This is a genomic window from Rhizobium sp. WSM409, assembly GCF_057653825.1.
This window is the reverse complement of record NZ_CM172794.1, coordinates 3,320,518-3,338,176: the sequence shown is the minus strand read 5'-3', so window position 1 is coordinate 3,338,176 and position 17,659 is coordinate 3,320,518. Positions and strand designations below refer to the sequence as shown.

General features: G+C 62.0%; 18 protein-coding genes. 6 read left to right on the top strand and 12 right to left on the bottom strand.

Translation table 11 applies throughout. The annotated features are described in order from the left end of the window. Positions 1-125: 125 nt before the first annotated feature. From AC25BC_RS16695 to AC25BC_RS16680, 4 genes are all read right to left on the bottom strand, one after another. Positions 126-1,097 carry an ABC transporter substrate-binding protein gene (locus tag AC25BC_RS16695; RefSeq protein ID WP_003561937.1) on the bottom strand — a complete coding sequence of 324 codons (972 nt, stop codon included), beginning with the start codon at positions 1,095-1,097 and terminating at the stop codon, positions 126-128. Between the two features lie 58 nt (positions 1,098-1,155). After that, positions 1,156-2,283: an ABC transporter permease gene (locus AC25BC_RS16690; RefSeq protein WP_012758675.1), complete on the bottom strand. Its 1,128-nt coding sequence runs from the start codon at positions 2,281-2,283 to the stop codon at positions 1,156-1,158. After that, complete coding sequence (locus AC25BC_RS16685; RefSeq protein WP_012758674.1) at positions 2,280-3,209, bottom strand: ABC transporter permease; 930 nt, start codon at positions 3,207-3,209, stop codon at positions 2,280-2,282. Before AC25BC_RS16685 ends, AC25BC_RS16690 begins: the two co-directional genes overlap by 4 nt. Positions 3,210-3,450: 241 nt before the next feature. Continuing rightward, the gene (locus tag AC25BC_RS16680; RefSeq protein ID WP_020397631.1) at positions 3,451-4,227 is read right to left on the bottom strand and encodes an ABC transporter ATP-binding protein; all 777 of its coding nucleotides are present in this window, start codon (positions 4,225-4,227) and stop codon (positions 3,451-3,453) included. A gap of 94 nt (positions 4,228-4,321) precedes the next feature. Here AC25BC_RS16680 and AC25BC_RS16675 point away from each other — a divergent pair, with 94 nt between their 5' ends. Next, positions 4,322-4,735, top strand: a complete 414-nt coding sequence (locus tag AC25BC_RS16675; RefSeq protein WP_012758672.1) for a cupin domain-containing protein — start codon at positions 4,322-4,324, stop codon at positions 4,733-4,735. A gap of 58 nt (positions 4,736-4,793) precedes the next feature. Here the strand turns inward: AC25BC_RS16675 and hydA are convergent, their stop codons facing one another. Genes hydA through AC25BC_RS16655 form a run of 4 tightly spaced genes read right to left on the bottom strand, consistent with a single transcriptional unit; the run spans position 4,794 to position 8,139 of the window. Continuing rightward, a complete protein-coding gene (hydA, locus tag AC25BC_RS16670; RefSeq protein ID WP_128438257.1) occupies positions 4,794-6,248 on the bottom strand; it encodes a dihydropyrimidinase in 1,455 nt (484 codons plus the stop codon). Between the two features lie 10 nt (positions 6,249-6,258). Continuing rightward, a complete protein-coding gene (locus tag AC25BC_RS16665) occupies positions 6,259-6,603 on the bottom strand; it encodes a barstar family protein (protein WP_128438256.1) in 345 nt (114 codons plus the stop codon). Next, positions 6,600-7,853, bottom strand: a complete 1,254-nt coding sequence (locus AC25BC_RS16660; RefSeq protein ID WP_128438255.1) for a Zn-dependent hydrolase — start codon at positions 7,851-7,853, stop codon at positions 6,600-6,602. Before AC25BC_RS16660 ends, AC25BC_RS16665 begins: the two co-directional genes overlap by 4 nt. A 28-nt stretch (positions 7,854-7,881) precedes the next feature. Next, positions 7,882-8,139: a hypothetical protein gene (locus AC25BC_RS16655; protein ID WP_128438254.1), complete on the bottom strand. Its 258-nt coding sequence runs from the start codon at positions 8,137-8,139 to the stop codon at positions 7,882-7,884. Positions 8,140-8,155: 16 nt separating this feature from the next. On the opposite strand from AC25BC_RS16655, the gene AC25BC_RS16650 reads away from it, so the two are divergent. Continuing rightward, complete coding sequence (locus AC25BC_RS16650) at positions 8,156-8,806, top strand: TetR family transcriptional regulator C-terminal domain-containing protein (protein ID WP_128438253.1); 651 nt, start codon at positions 8,156-8,158, stop codon at positions 8,804-8,806. A 5-nt stretch (positions 8,807-8,811) separates the two neighbouring features. Here the strand turns inward: AC25BC_RS16650 and AC25BC_RS16645 are convergent, their stop codons facing one another. From AC25BC_RS16645 to AC25BC_RS16635, 3 genes are all read right to left on the bottom strand, one after another. Further along, entirely contained in the window at positions 8,812-11,379 is a 2,568-nt protein-coding gene (locus AC25BC_RS16645; protein ID WP_128438252.1) for an HWE histidine kinase domain-containing protein, read from the bottom strand. Beyond that, positions 11,376-11,912: a biliverdin-producing heme oxygenase gene (locus tag AC25BC_RS16640; RefSeq protein WP_128438251.1), complete on the bottom strand. Its 537-nt coding sequence runs from the start codon at positions 11,910-11,912 to the stop codon at positions 11,376-11,378. The genes AC25BC_RS16645 and AC25BC_RS16640 overlap by 4 nt, the downstream gene beginning before the upstream one ends. Before the next feature lie 138 nt (positions 11,913-12,050). Further along, the gene (locus tag AC25BC_RS16635) at positions 12,051-12,950 is read right to left on the bottom strand and encodes a LysR family transcriptional regulator (protein WP_017994954.1); all 900 of its coding nucleotides are present in this window, start codon (positions 12,948-12,950) and stop codon (positions 12,051-12,053) included. 101 nt (positions 12,951-13,051) lie between these two features. Between AC25BC_RS16635 and AC25BC_RS16630 the strand changes: the two genes are divergently transcribed. Further along, positions 13,052-14,074 (top strand): zinc-dependent alcohol dehydrogenase family protein, encoded by a 1,023-nt coding sequence (locus AC25BC_RS16630; RefSeq protein WP_128438250.1) that lies wholly within the window; start codon positions 13,052-13,054, stop codon positions 14,072-14,074. Positions 14,075-14,131: 57 nt separating this feature from the next. On the opposite strand, the gene AC25BC_RS16625 is transcribed toward AC25BC_RS16630, so the two are convergent. Then, a complete protein-coding gene (locus AC25BC_RS16625) occupies positions 14,132-14,542 on the bottom strand; it encodes a rhodanese-like domain-containing protein (RefSeq protein WP_012758663.1) in 411 nt (136 codons plus the stop codon). A gap of 67 nt (positions 14,543-14,609) precedes the next feature. Between AC25BC_RS16625 and ftrA the strand changes: the two genes are divergently transcribed. From ftrA to prfH, 3 genes are all read left to right on the top strand, one after another. Next, on the top strand, positions 14,610-15,611 hold the full coding sequence (ftrA, locus tag AC25BC_RS16620) for a transcriptional regulator FtrA (RefSeq protein ID WP_012758662.1): 1,002 nt from the start codon (positions 14,610-14,612) through the stop codon (positions 15,609-15,611). Between the two features lie 231 nt (positions 15,612-15,842). Next, a complete protein-coding gene (locus AC25BC_RS16615; RefSeq protein ID WP_245459795.1) occupies positions 15,843-17,033 on the top strand; it encodes an RNA ligase RtcB family protein in 1,191 nt (396 codons plus the stop codon). After that, entirely contained in the window at positions 17,020-17,634 is a 615-nt protein-coding gene (gene prfH / locus AC25BC_RS16610; RefSeq protein WP_012758660.1) for a peptide chain release factor H, read from the top strand. The genes AC25BC_RS16615 and prfH overlap by 14 nt, the downstream gene beginning before the upstream one ends. The last annotated feature ends 25 nt before the right edge of the window (positions 17,635-17,659 follow it).

Genomic DNA, 17,659 nt, shown 5'->3' with positions numbered 1-17,659 from the left:
GCATCCAAATCAAATAGATAGAGAATGTCGTCCGAATACCGCGGACAGTTTTTGCCATCATGCTCCAGAAAATGACGAAACGCGCGGAAATCTCCCGCGCGTTTCGCTTCGCAATCCTGCCGAAACTACTTGGAAGCGGCGTCGGTGATATCGTGCGTCCAGGCGCCCGACGGCTCCTTGCTTATGATCTTCTGGTCGAGCAGCGCCTTTGCCGTGCGGGCATAGAGCGCCTCGTCCAGCTTGCCGGAGCTGTCGCCGACCAGCTTGGCGACTTCGCCCATCATGCGCTTCTGATGGTTGTCGTCCTGGCCGCCATTATCCATGACGATCTCGGCGGCTTCGTCGGGATTCTCGGTGGCATATTTCCAGCCCTTCATCGATGCGCGGACGAACTTGACCATCTTCTCCTTGAAGGCCGGATCTTTCAGCTTGTCTTCCATCGCATAGAGGCCGTCTTCAAGAAGGTCGTTGCCCATTTCCGTGTAGTTGAAGACCGTCAGTTCTTCCGGCTTGAAGCCGGCATCGATCGCCTGCCAATATTCGTTATAGGTCATGACAGAGATGCAGTCGGCCTGCTTCTGGACAAGCGGCTGCACATCGAAGCTCTGCTTCAACACGGTGACGCCGTTCGGACCGCCTTCTGTGGACAGGCCGAGCTTGTTCATCCAGGCGAAGAAGGGATACTCGTTGCCGAAGAACCAGACGCCGAGCGTGTGGCCCTTGAAGTCGGCTTCGGTCTTGATCGGGCCGTCCTTGCGGCAGACCATTTCCAGGCCCGCCTTCTGATAGGGCTGGGCGATGTTGACGAGCGGAACGCCCTTTTCGCGGGCAACCAGGGCACCGCCCATCCAGTCTACGATGACATCGGCGCCGCCGCCGGCGATCACCTGCTCGGGGGCGATATCAGGGCCGCCCGGCTTGATGTCGACGTCGAGGCCCTCCTCCTTATAGAAGCCCTTTTCCTTGGCGACGTAATAACCGCCGAACTGGCTCTGCGTCACCCATTTCAGCTGCAGCACCACCTTGTCGGCGGCCATCGCATGGGCCGATGCAAGCGACATCGCGCTCGCCATCATTGCAACCATCAACTTTCTCATTTTCTTATCCTTACCCTCTGAAGTTATGCCCGGACCCGTTTCTGGAGCCCGTGCGCGCCTAGCCACCACGGATAGACGGATGCCAGAACGTCACCGCCCGTTCGGTCAGGGCGATGATGCCATAGAAGATCGAGCCGGCCAGCGCCGCGACGGCGATTTCCGCCCAGACCATGTCGACATTCATGCGGCCGATCTCGGTGGAGATACGGAAGCCCATGCCGACGATCGGCGTCCCGAAGAATTCCGCAACGATGGCACCAATCAGCGCCAGCGTCGAGTTGATCTTCAGTGCGTTGAATATGAAGGGCATTGCCGCCGGAAGCCTGAGCTTCAGCAGCGTCTGCCAATAGCCGGAGGCATAGGTGCGCATCAGGTCACGCTCCATGCTGCCGGAGGCGGCAAGGCCGGCTACGGTATTCACCAGCATCGGGAAGAAGGTCATGATGATGACGACGGCGGCCTTCGACGGCCAGTCGAAGCCGAACCACATGACCATGACAGGGGCGACGCCGATGATCGGCAGGGCCGAAACCATGTTGCCGATCGGCAGAAGGCCGCGGCGCAGGAAGGCGATGCGGTCGGCCAGCACCGCTACGACGAAGCCACTGAGGCAGCCGGCGATATAACCGATCAGCACTGCCTTGAAGATCGTCTGCCTGACGTCCGCGCCGAGGATCGGCAGCGATGCCATGAACCGCGCGCCGATGGCGCTCGGCGGCGGCAGCAGGATGAAGGGAACGCCGGCGCCACGCGTGACCGCCTCCCAGAGAATGAGGATCCAGGCGCCGAAAATCGCCGGAATCAGAAGCTGGAGCGCCGACTTGCCGGAAGTAGTGACGGGCTGCAGTTTCGACAGCTCGGTGACGCATCGCCAGGCAAGCAGCCAGCAGGCGAAGAGCAGCAAGAAGAAAGCCCGCGTCGCCGTGCCCTCGTTGCCGGAAAGAGCGGAAAGCAGCATCCAGGCGGCGCCATGCGCGCCGATAAACAGCACGGTGGCACGATAGGCCGGCGGCTGCGGCGCTAGAGACAGCAGGGCAGCCGCGATGACGATGATGAAAATGAGGCTTGCCGTGCCGTCAGTGAGGGGGCGCGCCGCGCCCTCGCCCAGAAGCGGCAAGGCCGTCAGTGCCCCGATGCAGAGGAGGAGGGCGACCATGGCTTGCCAGGAGAAGGTCAGATGTCTCATGCCGGCCTCCCGCCCATGGCGCGGTCGACGATCTTCGCCGCGACGCCGACAATCGCAACCAGGATGCCCGCCAGCAGCGATCCGGCGACGAGGGCGGCCCAGATATCGATGGTCTGGCTGTAATAGGAGCCGGCGAGCAGCTTCGAGCCGATACCGGCGACGGCACCCGTCGGCAGCTCGCCGACGATGGCGCCGACGAGGCTGGCGGCGATCGCGACCTTCATCGAGGTGAAGAGGAAAGGGATCGAGGCTGGAACACGCAGCTTCCAGAAAGTCTGCATCGGGCTGGCATAATAGGTGCGCATCAGGTCGAGATGCATGATCTCAGGTGAACGCAACCCTTTCACCATGCCGACGGCGACCGGAAAGAAGGAGAGGTAGGTGGAGATCAGCGCCTTCGACACGAGCCGGGAGGCGTCGGAATCGAGATTGAGGAGATGTGCAACGGCATTGTCGCCGGTCAGCACGTTATAGGAGATGATCACGATCATCGGCGCGATGGCGAGGATCGGTATGGTCTGGCTCGCCACCAGCCACGGCATCAGCGAGCGGTCCATGGCGCGGTTATGGACGATCAGCACGGCGAGAAGGATGCCGAGCAGCATGCCGAAGCCGAAGCCGAGCAGGGTGGAGGAGAGCGTTACCCAGCTGTGATAGACGAGGCTGCGATTGCTCGAAAGGCTGCGCAGGAAGGTGTTCTCGTAGACGTTCTGCGCCACCTGATGCGGCGCCGGCAGGATCGGCTTCGGCTGCGCCAGAGTCTTGCCGATGAATTCGAGGGTCGTAGGTGTAACGCCGGCGCGGCCGTCCATGTCGCGCTGGAACGGCGCGTTCATGAGGATGGCGGCGATATACCAGATGACGACGAGCGCCAGCAGGATTGTGGTGACGGGGACGATCTTGTCCTTGAAGGTGTCGGGTTTCACAGCGACTGCCCCCATTGGTTGGCGTCGAACGCGCAGCCACCCCCCTCTGCCCTGCCGGGCATCTCCCCCACAAGGGGGGAGATCGGCAGGAGGGTAGCGCCTCGCTCCGTGTTAGCTCTGCAGCGAACGGAACGGCGATCCTTGTTTGGGGAAGCCGGTGCAGCATATCGATCTCCCCCCTTGTGGGGGAGATGCCCGGTAGGGCAGAGGGGGGTGGCCCCAGGGCGCACGCTCCCGCTCCTCATGCGTGCCCCGTCCTCAACCCTTCGCGGACGCGGTGGGCAATCTCCAGGAACTCGGGGGTTTCGCGGATGTCGAGCGGGCGTTCGGCCGGCAGGGTCGAGTCGATCACATCGGTCACGCGGCCCGGGCGTGGAGACATGACCACGATCTTGGTCGAGAGGTAGACCGCCTCGGGGATGGAATGAGTGACGAAGCAGATCGTCTTGTTGGTGCGGGTCCAGAGTTTCAGCAGTTCTTCGTTCAGATGGTCGCGGACGATCTCGTCCAGGGCGCCGAAGGGCTCGTCCATCAGCAGCAGGTCGGCGTCGAAGGCGAGCGCTCGGGCGATCGAGGCGCGCTGCTGCATGCCGCCGGATAGCTGCCAGGGGAATTTCTTCTCGAAGCCCGAAAGACTGACGAGATCGAGCGCTTCGGCGATGCGCCGCGTCCGGTCAGCGCCGGAATACCCCATGATCTCCAAGGGCAGGGCGATGTTGTTTTCGATGGTGCGCCAGGGATAGAGCGCCGGCGCCTGGAAGACATAGCCGTAGGCGCGGGCCTTGCGCGCCTCCTCCGGTGTCATGCCGTTAATCGAGATCTCGCCCGAGGTGCTCTTCTCGAGATCGGCGATGACACGCAGGAAGGTGGTCTTGCCGCAGCCCGACGGGCCGATGAAAGAGACGAAATCGCCCTTGCGGACATCGAGATTGACATTGCTCAGTGCGCTCACCGGGCCATCGTTGGCCTGGTAGGTGAGACAGAGATCCTTGGCGGATACGACGGAGGGTGCTTGCATCAATGCGACCAGTCTTGTTTTCGCCGCGGGAACGCGGTTTGCGTGCTATTATTACCGCCGGTTTTATCGACGACACACTCCATGGAGGATGAGGATGGACGTGACATCAAAGCCCACCTGCCATATCGTTCGCCCCAATCATGCCTATGACGGCAAGCAGGGGCTGAGCTATTTCGCAGGCATCGCCGCCGAAACGGTCGGCGCCAAGGGCATCTGCATGCATCTGTTGACGATCCCGCCCGGCGTGCGCGCCAAGGCGCATCTGCACGAGGCGCACGAGACGGCGATCTACATGCTCTCCGGCGAGGCGCATACCTGGTACGGAGACGAACTGGAACATCACGTCATCGTCCATGCCGGCGAGTTGTTCTATATCCCAGCGGGTGTGCCACACCTGCCGGCGAACCTCAGCAGCACGCCGTGCACGGCGATCATCGCGCGCACCGATCCGAACGAGCAGGAAAGCGTCGTGCTTCTGCCGGAGTTGGACGCTTTGGTGCCGGCGTGAGGTCATTGGCATAGAGGCAGCGGTCCTCGGTTGATGGCCGTATCGTCATACGCCATCGTCATACGCCGCTTGCCGGAATGCCGCTACGCGTCACCTTGCGCGGTGCAGTGATATCCTTCCACTGGGAAAGCGCCTTGCTGACAGCCGTGACCGGCTCGCGCCTGACGAATTCGCCGTGACCCTCGCGGGTCTTGATCGCACCTTCCTCGATCGCGACGACGCCGCGCGTCAGCGTATAGCGCGGCAGGCCGGTCACTTCCTTGCCTTCGAAGACGTTGTAGTCGATCGCCGACTGCTGGGCCTTGGACGAAATGGTCTTGGAACGTTTGGGGTCCCAGACGACGATGTCGGCATCGGCGCCGACAAGGATCGCGCCCTTCTTCGGATAGATGTTGAGGATCTTGGCGATGTTGGTCGAGGTGACGGCGACGAATTCGTTCATCGTCAGCCGGCCGGTGTTGACGCCATGCGTCCACAGCATCGGCATGCGGTCTTCGAGGCCGCCGGTGCCGTTCGGGATCTTGGTGAAATCACCGACGCCGAAACGCTTCTGCGCCGTGGTGAAGGCGCAATGGTCGGTGGCGACCACCTGCAGCGAGCCGGAGGCAAGGCCTGCCCAGAGTGAATCCTGATGCTGCTTGTTGCGGAAGGGCGGCGACATCACCCGGCGGGCGGCATGATCCCAGTCGGGATTTGAATATTCGCTCTCGTCGAGCGTCAGGTGCTGGATCAGTGGTTCGCCATAGACACGCATGCCTTTGGCGCGGGCGCGGCGGATCGCCTCGTGCGCCTGTTCGCAGGAGGTATGGACGATATAGACCGGGCAGCCGGCCATGTCGGCGATCATGATGGCGCGGTTGGTGGCCTCACCTTCCACTTCGGCGGGCCGGGAATAGGCATGCGCCTCGGGGCCGTTATTGCCCTCGGCCAGCAGCTTTGACGACATCGAGGCGACGACGTCGCCGTTTTCAGCGTGCACCAGCGGCAGGGCGCCGAGTTCGGCGCAGCGTTGGAACGACGCGAACATCTCGTCATCGTCCACCATCAGCGCGCCCTTGTAGGCCATGAAGTGTTTGAAGGTGTTGATGCCCTTGTCGCGGACGATGGTCTCCATCTCCTTGAAGACCTGCTCGCTCCACCAGGTGACCGCCATGTGGAAGGAATAGTCGCAATTGGCGCGGGTCGATTTGTTGTCCCACATGGTCAGCGCCTCAAGCAGCGACTGGCCGGGGGCGGGCAGGGCGAAATCGACCACCATGGTCGTGCCGCCGGAAAGGGCGGCGCGCGTGCCGCTCTCGAAATCGTCGGAGGAGTAAGTGCCCATGAAGGGCATTTCGAGATGGGTGTGGGGATCGATGCCGCCGGGCATGATATAACAGCCGGTCGCATCCAGCGTTTCGTCGCCTGAGAGGTTCGGACCAATCTCGATGATCTTGCCGCCGTCGATTTTCACGTCAGCCTTATAGGTCAGGTCGGCGGTGACGATGGTGCCGTTCTTGATGACTGTGGTCATGATCATATCCTCAATCGTAAAACGCTAAAGCCAGGACTGCGCCGCGGCCCTTTTCAGTGCGGCGCCAATTCACGAACGCTGCGCATTCCATCAGGTCGACCCACTGTTGCGGCGCCGCATCCTTGAAATGCAGATAATTGTTGATCCGAACGGTCAGAGCTTTTCCTGGCTCGATGGTCAGTTTCGACATCCCAGCATCGGAGTCGTCGAGACAGCTCATACAGTCGATCCAGGCGTCCATGTTGCGACCGTAGAAGTCAGGAAAGCCGAACGTCTCGGCGAAGCCGTCATGAAATTTATCATGCCCGACCAGTCGAGTGCCATCCATGACGACCACCGCTTCGGTTGCGCTCACACCACGATCTCCGCCGTTTCCACCACGGCATGAAACAGCACATCGGCTCCCGCCATCGCCCATTCCTTGGAGATCTCTTCCGCCTCATTGTGCGAGAGGCCGCCGACGCAGGGGCACATGACCATCGTTGCAGGCGCGACCTGGGCGGCCCAGCAGGCGTCGTGGCCGGCGCCGGAGATGATGTTCATGTGGCTGTAGCCGAGCCGCTCGGCGGCGTCGCGCACCGACGTGACCAGTTTCGGATCGAAGGTGATCGGCTCGAAGTGGCCGATCGCCTCGATGGAACAGCCGACGCCGAGTGCATCGGTGATCTCAGGCGTTTTCGCCTCGATCTTTGCCCGCATGCGGTCGAGCTTCTCCTTGTCGGGCGAGCGGATGTCGACGGTGAAGACCACCTTGCCGGGCAGCACATTGCGGGAGTTTGGCGAGAAGAATACCTGGCCGACGCCGCCGACGGCGCCTGGCTGTTCGCCCATCGCCACGCCCTGGACCATCTCCAGGATGCGGGCCATGGCGAGGCCGGCATTGACACGCAGGTTCATCGGCGTCGATCCGGTGTGGGCTTCCTTGCCGGTCAGCGTGAATTCCAGCCACCAGAGGCCCTGGCAATGGGTGACGACGCCGATCTGCTTTTCCTCGGCTTCGAGGATCGGTCCCTGCTCGATGTGATATTCGAAATAGGCGTGCATCTTGCGCGCGCCGACCTCTTCGTCGCCGACCCAGCCGATGCGCTTCAGTTCGTCGCCGAACAGATTGCCCTCGGGGTCCCTGCGATTATAGGCAAAGTCCAGGCTGTGCACCCCGGCGAAGACGCCTGACGCCAGCATGGCGGGGGCAAAACGCGCGCCTTCCTCATTCGTCCAATTGGTCACGACGATCGGATGTTTGGTCTTGATGCCGAGATCGTTCATGGTGCGCACGACTTCGAGAGCCGCAAGCACGCCGAGCACACCGTCATATTTGCCGCCGGTCGGCTGGGTGTCGAGATGTGAGCCGACATAGACGGGCAAGGCATCGGGATCGGTGCCGGGGCGGGTGGCGAACATCGTGCCCATGCGGTCGACACCCATGGTCAAACCGGCATCGTCGCACCATTTTTTGAAAAGGCTGCGGCCCTGCGCATCGGCGTCCGTCAGCGTCTGGCGGTTGTTGCCGCCGGCTATGCCGGGGCCGATCTTCGCCATGTCCATGAGACTGTCCCAGAGGCGGTCGCCATTGACGCGCATGTTCTCGCCTGGTGCTGCCACCATTTCGTATGCCCTCACCTGTTTGCGGCAGTCATGCAAAGGGCATGCCCGCCTGTTCCCGTGGTCCTTTCCTGCGCCCCCTTATTGGTTTTGTCGAGCGCCGGAAAATCGCCAGTTGCCTTTGTTTTACATCTGGCGGATAATTTGACCGATTGGTAAACATTACAACTTCCACAGCCGGGCTCAAGACGAAAATCACGAAAATTGCCGATAAAAATACGGGCAGTTGCTCAAGAAGGCGGCGGGGCATCGCTTCCAGAAAAACTTGAGCGAAGAAGTTGAATTTCAAGGGGAAATAACAGCCTGTGACCATACCGAGAGCAGCGAAAACCCTGAGGCGGACGCGAATCCAGGAGGAGAAGGAAGAGCAGATCCTGGAAGCGGCCCTCGACGTGTTTTCGGCAAGCGGTTTCCGTGGCTCGACCATCGACCAGATCGCGGAAGTGGCCGGCATGTCGAAACCCAACCTGCTCTATTATTTCCGCACCAAGGAAGCCATGCACCGGGCGCTGATCGACCGGGTGCTCTACACTTGGCTGGAGCCGCTGCGGGCCTTTAACGCCGAAGGCAATCCGGAGGCGGAAATCCGCAGCTACATCCGCCGCAAGCTGGAGATGGCACGCGATTTTCCCCGCGAGAGCCGGCTTTTCGCGAATGAGGTGCTGCAGGGTGCGCCGCATATCGAGGACGAGTTGAAGGGGCCGCTGAAGGAACTGGTCGACGAGAAGGCGGAGGTCATCCGGGCCTGGGCGAAATCAGGCAAGATCGTCAAATGCGATCCCTACCACCTGATCTTCTCCATCTGGTCGACGACGCAGCATTACGCCGATTTCGACGTTCAGGTGCGTGCCGTGCTGGGGCAGGAACATTCGGGCGAAGGGCGCTTCGAGGATGCGGCGCGGTTTCTGGAACAGCTCTTCATCGGCGGGCTGCGACCGGATCCTCTCGGGGGGTGAGGTTTTTACCCGCTCCTGCGAAGCTGCACCCGGGCAAGAATATCCGTCACGCCTTCCATCGTATAAGGCTTCTGCAGCACGGGTGCGTCCGAGTGGCTGTTTGCCTGGGCGATGCCTTCCCCATACCCCGTGGCAAAAACGAAGGGCACGCCATCGGCTGCCAGCCGGTCGGCAATCCCGAAACTCGTCTCATCGCCAAGATTGACATCGAGAAGCGCCAGATCGAAGGACTGGCCTGCCAGAATTTCCATCGCCTCAGTGACACTTGGCGCCGTAGCGACGTCGGCGCCCAGGCGGCGCAGGATGTCCTCGCCATCCATGGCGATGATCAGATTGTTTTCCACCAGCAGCACGCTCAGGCCGGAGAGCGGCTGATCGTCGGGAATCGTCTTGCGTCCGGTTGCTCCGACCGGAGGCGGATTTGACCGTTCGCTCGTCGGGCCGACGACATGTCGCGCCGGAATGCAGAAATCGGCCTCGAGCCCATCCCTGACGTAGCGGACCTCCGCCTTGCCGCCGAGGTCATAGGGGATCGAGCGGCGGATGATGGTCGAACCGAAGCCGTGGCGGTTGGGTTCGACGACGGGCGGACCATCCTTTTCGCGCCAGCCGATGCGCAGATTGCCCTCGTCGTCGCGGTGCCAGCCAAGTTGGACCGTGCCGCTGCCGGTGCCGGAAAGGCTGCCATATTTGGCGCTGTTGGTCATCAGCTCATGGAAAACAAGGGCGGCGGTGGAAAAGGCGTGCGGTTCCAGCAGCACGTCCTCGCCGCCCATCTGGATGCGTTGCGCATTTTTCCCGAGATAGGCGGCGGTCTCTGCCAGCAGCAATTGCCGGAGCGAAGCAGGCGCCCAGTGATCGCGGGTGATCTGGTCATGGGCGCGGGCGAGCGACTGGATGCGGCCCTCGAGCTGGCGGATGTAGTCGCCAAGGCCGACCGACGTTGCCTGCGACTGGCGGATGATACCGGTGATAAGGCTCAATATGTTGCGGACGCGGTGGTTCAGCTCGGCAATCAGCAGTTCCTGGCGCTCGTTTGCCGTCTGGCGCGCCATACTGACCTCGTCGGTGAGGCGCAACACCACCTCGATCAATGTGACGCGGATCGTTTCGGCGACACGGCGCTCGGCCTCGGTGAAGGGGAGGGAGCGGCCGCGCACCAGTTCCGACCAGGCTTCGAAACTCTTGCGCGGCGTCAGCCGCGGGCCATTCGGACCGTATTCCACCGGCTTGTGCGGATCGCCGCCCCAGCGAACTGTGCGCACCAATTCCTGACGGAAAAGCACGACATAATCGCGCGGCGAACGCGAGATCGGGATGGCGAGCATGCCTGCTACAGCATCGTCGACCTCAAGATCCGGATAGGTTTCCGCGAGCCTGTCCACGGCATAGATGCGGCCGGCGGCGTTGCGGTTGAGGTGGCGGACGAGGGCTGCAAAGCCTCTCTCATTTGGCCCGTTGCCGGCAAGTGCCAGCCGGCCGTTGATCCAGACGCCGATCCCGTCGGCAGGAATGGCGTCGGCGAGCGCCTCGATCAGCCAGGCCGGATCGTCGAGCAGGCTCGCATTGTCTGCAACGGAGGTGAGAAGCCGGTCGGCGATGCGGCGCGCCTTGGTCTCGTAGTCGAGAGCCAGTCGCCGTTCGCGGCTTTCAAGGCGCGACGCAAACATCTGGCCGAAGAGTTCGGCAGTGGAGCGGCTTTGGGCCGAAGGCAGACGCGGGCCGTAGTGATGGCAGGCAAACAGGCCCCAGAGCCTACCGTCGACAACGATCGATATGGAGAGCGAAGCGCCAACGCCCATGTTTTTCAAATATTCGATGTGGATCGGCGAGACCGAACGCAAGACCGACATGGAGAGGTCAAGCGGCCGGCCGCGCTCATCGAGCGGCGGCAGGATCGGGACCGGGACGGCGTCGACATCAGCAATGATACGGAACAGGTTGCGCTGATAAAGCGCGCGCGCCTGTACCGGAATGTCGGAAGCCGGATAGTGCAGCCCGAGGAACGATCCGATGCCGGCCCGGGCGGCTTCCGCCACGACTTCGCCGGAACCGCTTTCGTCGAAACGATAGACCATGACCCGATCGAAACCGGTAAGCGCCCGCGCTTGTCTTGCACCCTCACGGAAGAAAGCTTCCAGTGTTTCCGTGTGGTCGAGGCGGGACATCATGCTGCGCATCGAGAGCGACGCGGCGTCGTGCCTGTCTTCCTGGCAGCGCTCGCCTTCGATGATGACCTCACCGCCGTTCAGGTGCACGGCAAGGTCGAACCTGTTTTGATCGTGCATCAGGGCAATGCCGAAAATGCGCTCGACGACGTCGGAACCACGCAGCGTGGTAAGCTTGTTGCGGATTGTGTGGAGTGCTTCGGGTGTAATCACAGAGAGAACGGGACGGCCGATCGCGTTGGCCTCTGTCACTCCGAGAAACTCCGCTAGGTTTGCGGAGGCGCGCATGACAATCCAGTCTGAGGACACCGCCAACAGAAAGCCGAAGGGCTGGACCGAGCCGAGCTGGTGGATCGGCTCACGGTCGCAATTGGTAAGATCGACGGGTTCGTGCTTGCCGCTCATGGGACGGCTTCCAGTTCGGCTTGCCCGGCATTGAGGAAGAGATCGAAAATATCGCGGGCGGCGGCGACCGCCGCATCGGGATCCTCCACCTTGCTCGCGTCAAGACGATCCATGAAAAGCCGCATGGCGCCCTTCAGGCCTTGCGGCTTCAGATAGCTGTTGGGCAAGTGGTCGGGCACAGCCTTGGCGAGCAGCGCGCCGCCGAGCTTGGAGCCTTCAAGAACATAGGCGGCACCCCAGACCGCTGCTTCGCAGCGCAATACCGGTTGCGGAAGCAGCACCGGCAATCGATCATCGAGTTCCCTTATGTCGGCAGCCAATAGATGCGCGCGCCTTCGGTCCGGCCAGTCCGGCAGCAGACGGCCGATTCCTCCATTCTCAAGCGCATGTTCGACTGATGGTACGACCCGGGCATGCGCGCGCAAGAAAGCCTTGTAATCCTGGATGCGTGAGAGGTCGAAACTGCCGAAGAGAGTGTCCACCGCGGTGTGGCAATCTGCAGTTTGTGCGCGGAGGGCGCTGCGAAGTGACATGCTGGCGTTTTTCCGAGTGATATGGCGGCCGCCCACAACGGACGGTGAATGAGCGGATATACTGCGGTATCGCGTTATTTCCAGAGAAAGCCGAAGAATAACATGGGTTTCTCGTCGCTCGCAGGCGCGGCGAGCGCTTCAGCCCATCATTGCCGGCAGTCTGGCGGCGAGCGTATCGATCGCGAGCCGCACCTTCGGCAGCATGACCGGGGAGCGCAGCCACACGGCATGGGCATCGAAGACATTGGCCGGTTCCTGCTTCAATACCTGAATGAGCCGGCCTGCCAGCACCTCCTCGCGGACCAGCCAGCATGGCAGCCAGGCAAGACCGCGCCCAGCGACGGCCGCATCGGAAATCGAAGCGAGGTCGTCGAGCCGTAGTCGCGCCTTTGGCACCAGCCGCCGTCCGGGATCGGCTGCGGTCGGAAAGATCCAACCCTTGTCATCATCGCCCCGCCTGTAGACGATGCCTTCATGCTGGGGAATATCGAAGACTGTCTGCGGCGCGCCATGTTTTTCCAGATAGGCGGGCGATGCGCAGACGGTCATTCGCTGGCGGGCGATCGCGCGGGCCATCAGATCCGGATTGTCCTTCAACGGCCCGTTGCGAATGACAAGATCGAAGCCGTCTTCGAGCAGGTCGACGATACGGTCGTTGAAGGAAAGGTCGAGTTCGAGGTTCGGATGTTCATCGAGCAGGCGTGCGAGGGTCGGCGCGATGCAGTGGCGGCCGAAAAGCACGGGCATCGAGATGCGCAGCCGGCCGCGCACGTCACGCCGGCCGGATTCCAGCATGGCTTCCCCAAGGCGGATTTCCTCGACCGCCCGCAGGCAGCGCTCGTAGAAGAAGCGGCCTTCCTCGGTAAGGCTCTGCATGCGTGTCGTGCGGTTGAAGAGGCGCACGCCGAGACGCTGCTCCAGACGTGCGATCGTCTTGCCGACCGCCGAACGCGTGAGATGGAGCCGCTCGGCGGCAGCCGAAAAGCCACCTGCCTCGACGGCTTCGACAAAGATCGAGATACCCTTCAGCCGTTCCATTTGTTTCCTCTTTGGAACCATTCTGGAGAATTAATATCGCAACTGGTGCGAAATATTCAACGATATCCTTGTCCTCCCTGCAATGAACAAGGAGCAAGACAATGCAGACGACACGGCAATGGCAGATCGACGCGGTTGGACCGGAGCGCCAGCTGACGATCGGCGAGCGGAGGCTCGAACCGGTTTCGGGAAACAGGGTTCTGGTCCGGACGGAAGCCGTCTCGCTCAATTTCCGCGACCGGCTGGTGCTGGAGAGCGGCATGGGGTTGCCGCTGCAATTTCCCTTCGTGCCCGCTTCCGATATGGCAGGAGTCGTCGAGGCAGTCGGACCCGAGGTCAGCCGTTTCAAGCCGGGCGATCGTGTCATCTCGACGTTTTCGCCCGACTGGATCGACGGACGCGGCTTGGGCGATGCGCGCACGCCACCTTACAAGACGCGCGGCGGCTTCTATCCCGGCGTCCTCTCGCAATACACCGTGCTTTCCGAAGAATGGTATTCGCGTGCACCTGACACGCTCGACGCGGCGCAGGCGAGCACCTTACCCTGCGCCGGGCTGACTGCCTGGTTCGCGCTGATCGAACGCGGCGGTCTGAAGGCCGGCGACAAGGTTCTGGCGCAAGGCACCGGCGGTGTGGCGCTCTTCGGTCTGCAGATCGCCAAGGCGCATGGCGCGGAGGTCTTCATCACATCAGGTAGCGCCGAGAAGCTCGGCCGCGCCGTTGCCCTCGGCGCCGATCACGCGATCAACCGCCATGAGGGCGACTGGGTTGAGCAACTCTATCAGTTGACCGGCGGCTATGGCGCCGATCACGTGCTTGAGATCGTCGGCGGCCCGCATCTCGGCCAGGCGCTGAAGGCGGTGGCGATCAATGGCCGCATTTCCGTGATCGGCGTGCTCGAGGGTTTCGAGGTTTCCGGCCCGGCCGGCCCGCTGCTGCTCAAGGCGCCGGTTGTGCAGGGCATATCCGTCGGCCATCGCCGTGCGCTGGAAGACCTCGTGCGGGCAATCGACCAGACCGGGCTGAAGCCTGTGATCGACAAGCGTTATGCCTTCAACGAATTCCCTGAGGCGCTCGATCATCTCTATCGCGGGCCCTTCGGCAAGGTGGTCGTCGAGTTCTGACGGCGGCGAATTCCCGTCTCCCCGCCGTATAATTGTAAGGGGGAGACGGGAGGCCGATCAGGCGGCAGCGGGGACGCCCTGTTCGAAGGCGAAGCCTTCATCGGCCCAGCCGGTCATGCCGCCGATCAACAGCTTGGCCTGGAGGCCAAGACTGGCGAGGCGGAAGGCAGCCTTGTCGGCGCCGTTGCAATGCGGGCCGGCGCAATAGACGACGAACAGCGTATCGCTTGCCCATGTCGACATGCGGTGTGCCGTCATCTTGCCGTGCGGCAGGTTGATCGCTCCTGGAATATGGGATTCTGCGAAGAGCTGCGGCGAGCGCACATCGAGGAGAACGAAATCGACTTTGCCGGCCGCAAAGGCGGCATGCACGTCGGAGCAATCGGTTTCGAAGGCAAGCTTGGCGGCAAAGTGAGCGACAGCGGCATCCGGAGCTGCAGCAGGTATTTGGGAAACGGGGCTTAGCATCGGTCTTCCTTTTTCTGAAGTTGCCGCCTGGTATCGCCGATGCTAGAGCTTTACGAAATTGGCCATCATGACCGACAGCGTAAAGATCATGCCAAACTCATCGCCGCAGCAGACAAAAGGACCGCTGGTCGCCGCGCTTGCCTATGACGGGCTCTGCACCTTCGAATTCGGCATCGCCTACGAGGTCTTCGGCCTGCCACGCCCTGAGATGGGCGAAGGTTGGTATCGCTTCTCGGTCTGCGGTATCGAACCGGGTCCGCTTCGCGCAGCGGGAGGGCTGACGGTCGCAGTCGACAACGGACTGGAAGTGCTTGATGAGGCGGACCTGATTGTCGTGCCCGGCTGGCGGGCAATCGATGCGCCGGTGCCGGAACCTCTCGCCGCAGCGCTCAGGGCAGCGCATCAGCGCGGCGCGCGCGTCATGTCGCTCTGCTCGGGTGTTGCGGTTCTTGCCGGATCGGGGCTGCTTGCCAACCGCAGGGCGACGACACATTGGCGTTATGTCGCCTCGATCGCCGCGCGCTATCCCGATATCGCAGTCGATGCCGACGTTCTCTACATGGACGAGGGCAGCCTGCTGACGGCGGCGGGCAGTGCTGCCGGCATCGATCTCTGCCTGCATGTGGTGCGCGGCGACTTCGGTTCGGAGGCCGCAAACAGCGTCGCCCGCCGCCTCGTCGTGCCGCCGCACCGCGAAGGCGGACAGGCGCAGTTCATTCACGCGCCGGTTCCCGAGGAACGCGAGGGCATCCGCCTCGGGCCGCTGATCGAATGGATGCGCGAAAGCTTTTCCGAGGACCAGCCGATCAGCCTGCTTGCGAAAAGAGCCGGCATGAGCATGCGCACCTTCCAGCGGCGCTTCGAAGCGACGACGGGCCTCAGCGTCGGCGAATGGCTGCTGAAGGAGAGGCTGCGCCATGCTCGCGATCTGCTGGAGAAGGAACTTGCTGTTTCGCTCGATGACATCGCCGCCGCCAGCGGCTTTGGAACACTGGCGACCATGCGGCATCACTTTCGCAGGCGACTGGGGACGAGCCCGCATGCCTATCGGAAGTCATTCGGCGGTTAGAGCATCCCATGCTTGCATTTCCTTGCCATTTCACCTAAGTGGGCGCTCTCGATGTTTCTGGAAAGGGAGCGCCACGATGACGAATATCTCAGCACGCCCCGAGAGGGTTTCGGCTTAACTCGGCCGACGGGCCGATGAATGCCGGTTGAACATCGCCGTTTTGGCGATGAAAGACCACTCATATCCAGGTTCATTATCATGGGCAATTTCATTGGGAGCGAAAGCTCCCCGATGACGTCGTCGGCACATCCGGCGGTCATCAATCGTTTCTTTTCCGGTAGCGCCTGGATCGAAGGCGCCGCTTTAGACCAACTTGACGAAATGTCCCGCCTGCCGGGTGTTATGGAAAACGCCGCCTTTCCAGATCTGCACCCCGGAAAATATGGTGCGACTGGCGTGGCATTGTTGTCGTCCCGGCTGCACCCGCTGTTGATCGGCAATGATATCGGTTGCGGCATGTCGCTCTTCGGCCTGGATCTTCCGTTGCGCAAACTGAAGATCGACAGGGCGGCGGAACGGCTTCGCCGGTTTGAAACGCAGGCGATCGGAGATGCCGCGGAACTTCTCGCGGAGGCAGGTCTGTCCACCGATCTGACACCCGGTGCGCTTGGCACGATCGGCGGCGGCAATCATTTCTGCGAGTTGCAGGCTGTGGAGGATCTCGCCGAAGGCGGATCTGCCGAGGGACTCGATGATCAGGGGCTCTATCTGCTGGTTCATTCCGGTTCGCGCTCTCTTGGTGCCACCATATTCTCGGAGATGGTGGCCGCTCATTCGGGGCTCGCAGCCGGTCTTGCTTCCGGTTCTGAGGTCGGCACCGCCTGGCTTATGCGCCATGACCAGTGCGTTGCCTGGGCATCGTTGAACCGACGACTGATCGCAGAACGGGCGGCCGCAGCGCTTCATGTCGATCTGCGTCTCATCGCCGACGTGCCGCACAATCTCATTCGCCCGTCCGATCGTGGGTTTGTGCACTACAAGGGTGCGGCAGCGGTCGTATCGGGCAAACTTGCGCCGATTGCGGGATCTCGAGCGAGCCTCAGTTATGTGGTTCGTCCGAGCGCTGGCGTTGCCCGTTCGCTGGATGGCATCTCTCACGGGGCCGGTCGCAAATATGACCGCGCCACCATGCACGGGCGTGTCGGCCGCAATCGCTCCGAACGAGAACAGCTGTTGCGCAATTCCTGGGGCGGTATCGCCATCTGCGACGATCGCTCCCTTGTCGTCGAGGAGGCGGCATCCGCATACAAGGATGCCGGGCAGGTGGTGACCGATCTGGAAAATGAGAGCCTGGTCGTGAGGCTTGCCAGCTTTCGGCCGCTTGTCACCTTCAAGAAGGCGGTTGATGAAGCGGAAGTTGAGCAGCGCCGGCGAAAACCTGAATATCGCAGGGAAGGAGGACGTGGCCATGAGCGCTATTGATCTTCTCATTACCGCAGGCAACGGCCCGGTGGAATGCCGCATGGCGCTGGCGGCGCTTCTCGGCATTCTCGAGCGGGAGGCTGTACGGCTCGGGTGCTCTTTCGAAACCAATCTTGGCCCGATGCCGGATCAGCACGGTGCAAAGTCGGCAATCGTCAGCCTCAATGGTTTCGAGGCGGAGCAGATTGCCAATGACTATTGCGGGACGATCCGTTTTACCTTCAAGAGCCAGGTGCGTCCGGGTCACAAACGGCAGAACTGGTATGTCTCGGTTCAGCGTATCGATACAAAACCGGAAGGCGGCGAGGTGACGATTGATCCAGCCGACCTGCGTTTCGAGACGCTGAGAGCCGGCGGACCGGGCGGGCAGCACCAGAATACGACCGACAGTGCGGTTCGCGTCCTGCATCGGCCTACGGGTCTTGTCGCGACCGCGCGCGATGAGCGTTCCCAGCATCGCAACAAGGCCCTGGCGCTCCGGCGTCTGGAGGCAATGCTGCGCCATCTCGAAGTGGAGAAGCAGGAGGCGGCCAAATCCGGGCGCTTCATCGCCAACCGAACCATCGAGAGAGGCAACGAAGTCAAGAGTTTCAAGCTGTGATCCGCAATCGCATGGACTGACCACA

Coding starts and splice junctions, on each gene's coding strand:
- AC25BC_RS16695 (WP_003561937.1), bottom strand. CDS start 1,097: ATGAGAAAGTTGATGGTTGCAATGATGGCGAGCGCGATGTCGCTTGCA.
- AC25BC_RS16690 (WP_012758675.1), bottom strand. CDS start 2,283: ATGAGACATCTGACCTTCTCCTGGCAAGCCATGGTCGCCCTCCTCCTC.
- AC25BC_RS16680 (WP_020397631.1), bottom strand. CDS start 4,227: ATGCAAGCACCCTCCGTCGTATCCGCCAAGGATCTCTGTCTCACCTAC.
- AC25BC_RS16675 (WP_012758672.1), top strand. CDS start 4,322: ATGGACGTGACATCAAAGCCCACCTGCCATATCGTTCGCCCCAATCAT.
- hydA (WP_128438257.1), bottom strand. CDS start 6,248: ATGACCACAGTCATCAAGAACGGCACCATCGTCACCGCCGACCTGACC.
- AC25BC_RS16660 (WP_128438255.1), bottom strand. CDS start 7,853: ATGGTGGCAGCACCAGGCGAGAACATGCGCGTCAATGGCGACCGCCTC.
- AC25BC_RS16645 (WP_128438252.1), bottom strand. CDS start 11,379: ATGAGCGGCAAGCACGAACCCGTCGATCTTACCAATTGCGACCGTGAG.
- AC25BC_RS16640 (WP_128438251.1), bottom strand. CDS start 11,912: ATGTCACTTCGCAGCGCCCTCCGCGCACAAACTGCAGATTGCCACACC.
- AC25BC_RS16635 (WP_017994954.1), bottom strand. CDS start 12,950: ATGGAACGGCTGAAGGGTATCTCGATCTTTGTCGAAGCCGTCGAGGCA.
- AC25BC_RS16630 (WP_128438250.1), top strand. CDS start 13,052: ATGCAGACGACACGGCAATGGCAGATCGACGCGGTTGGACCGGAGCGC.
- AC25BC_RS16625 (WP_012758663.1), bottom strand. CDS start 14,542: ATGCTAAGCCCCGTTTCCCAAATACCTGCTGCAGCTCCGGATGCCGCT.
- ftrA (WP_012758662.1), top strand. CDS start 14,610: ATGACCGACAGCGTAAAGATCATGCCAAACTCATCGCCGCAGCAGACA.
- AC25BC_RS16615 (WP_245459795.1), top strand. CDS start 15,843: ATGACGTCGTCGGCACATCCGGCGGTCATCAATCGTTTCTTTTCCGGT.
- prfH (WP_012758660.1), top strand. CDS start 17,020: ATGAGCGCTATTGATCTTCTCATTACCGCAGGCAACGGCCCGGTGGAA.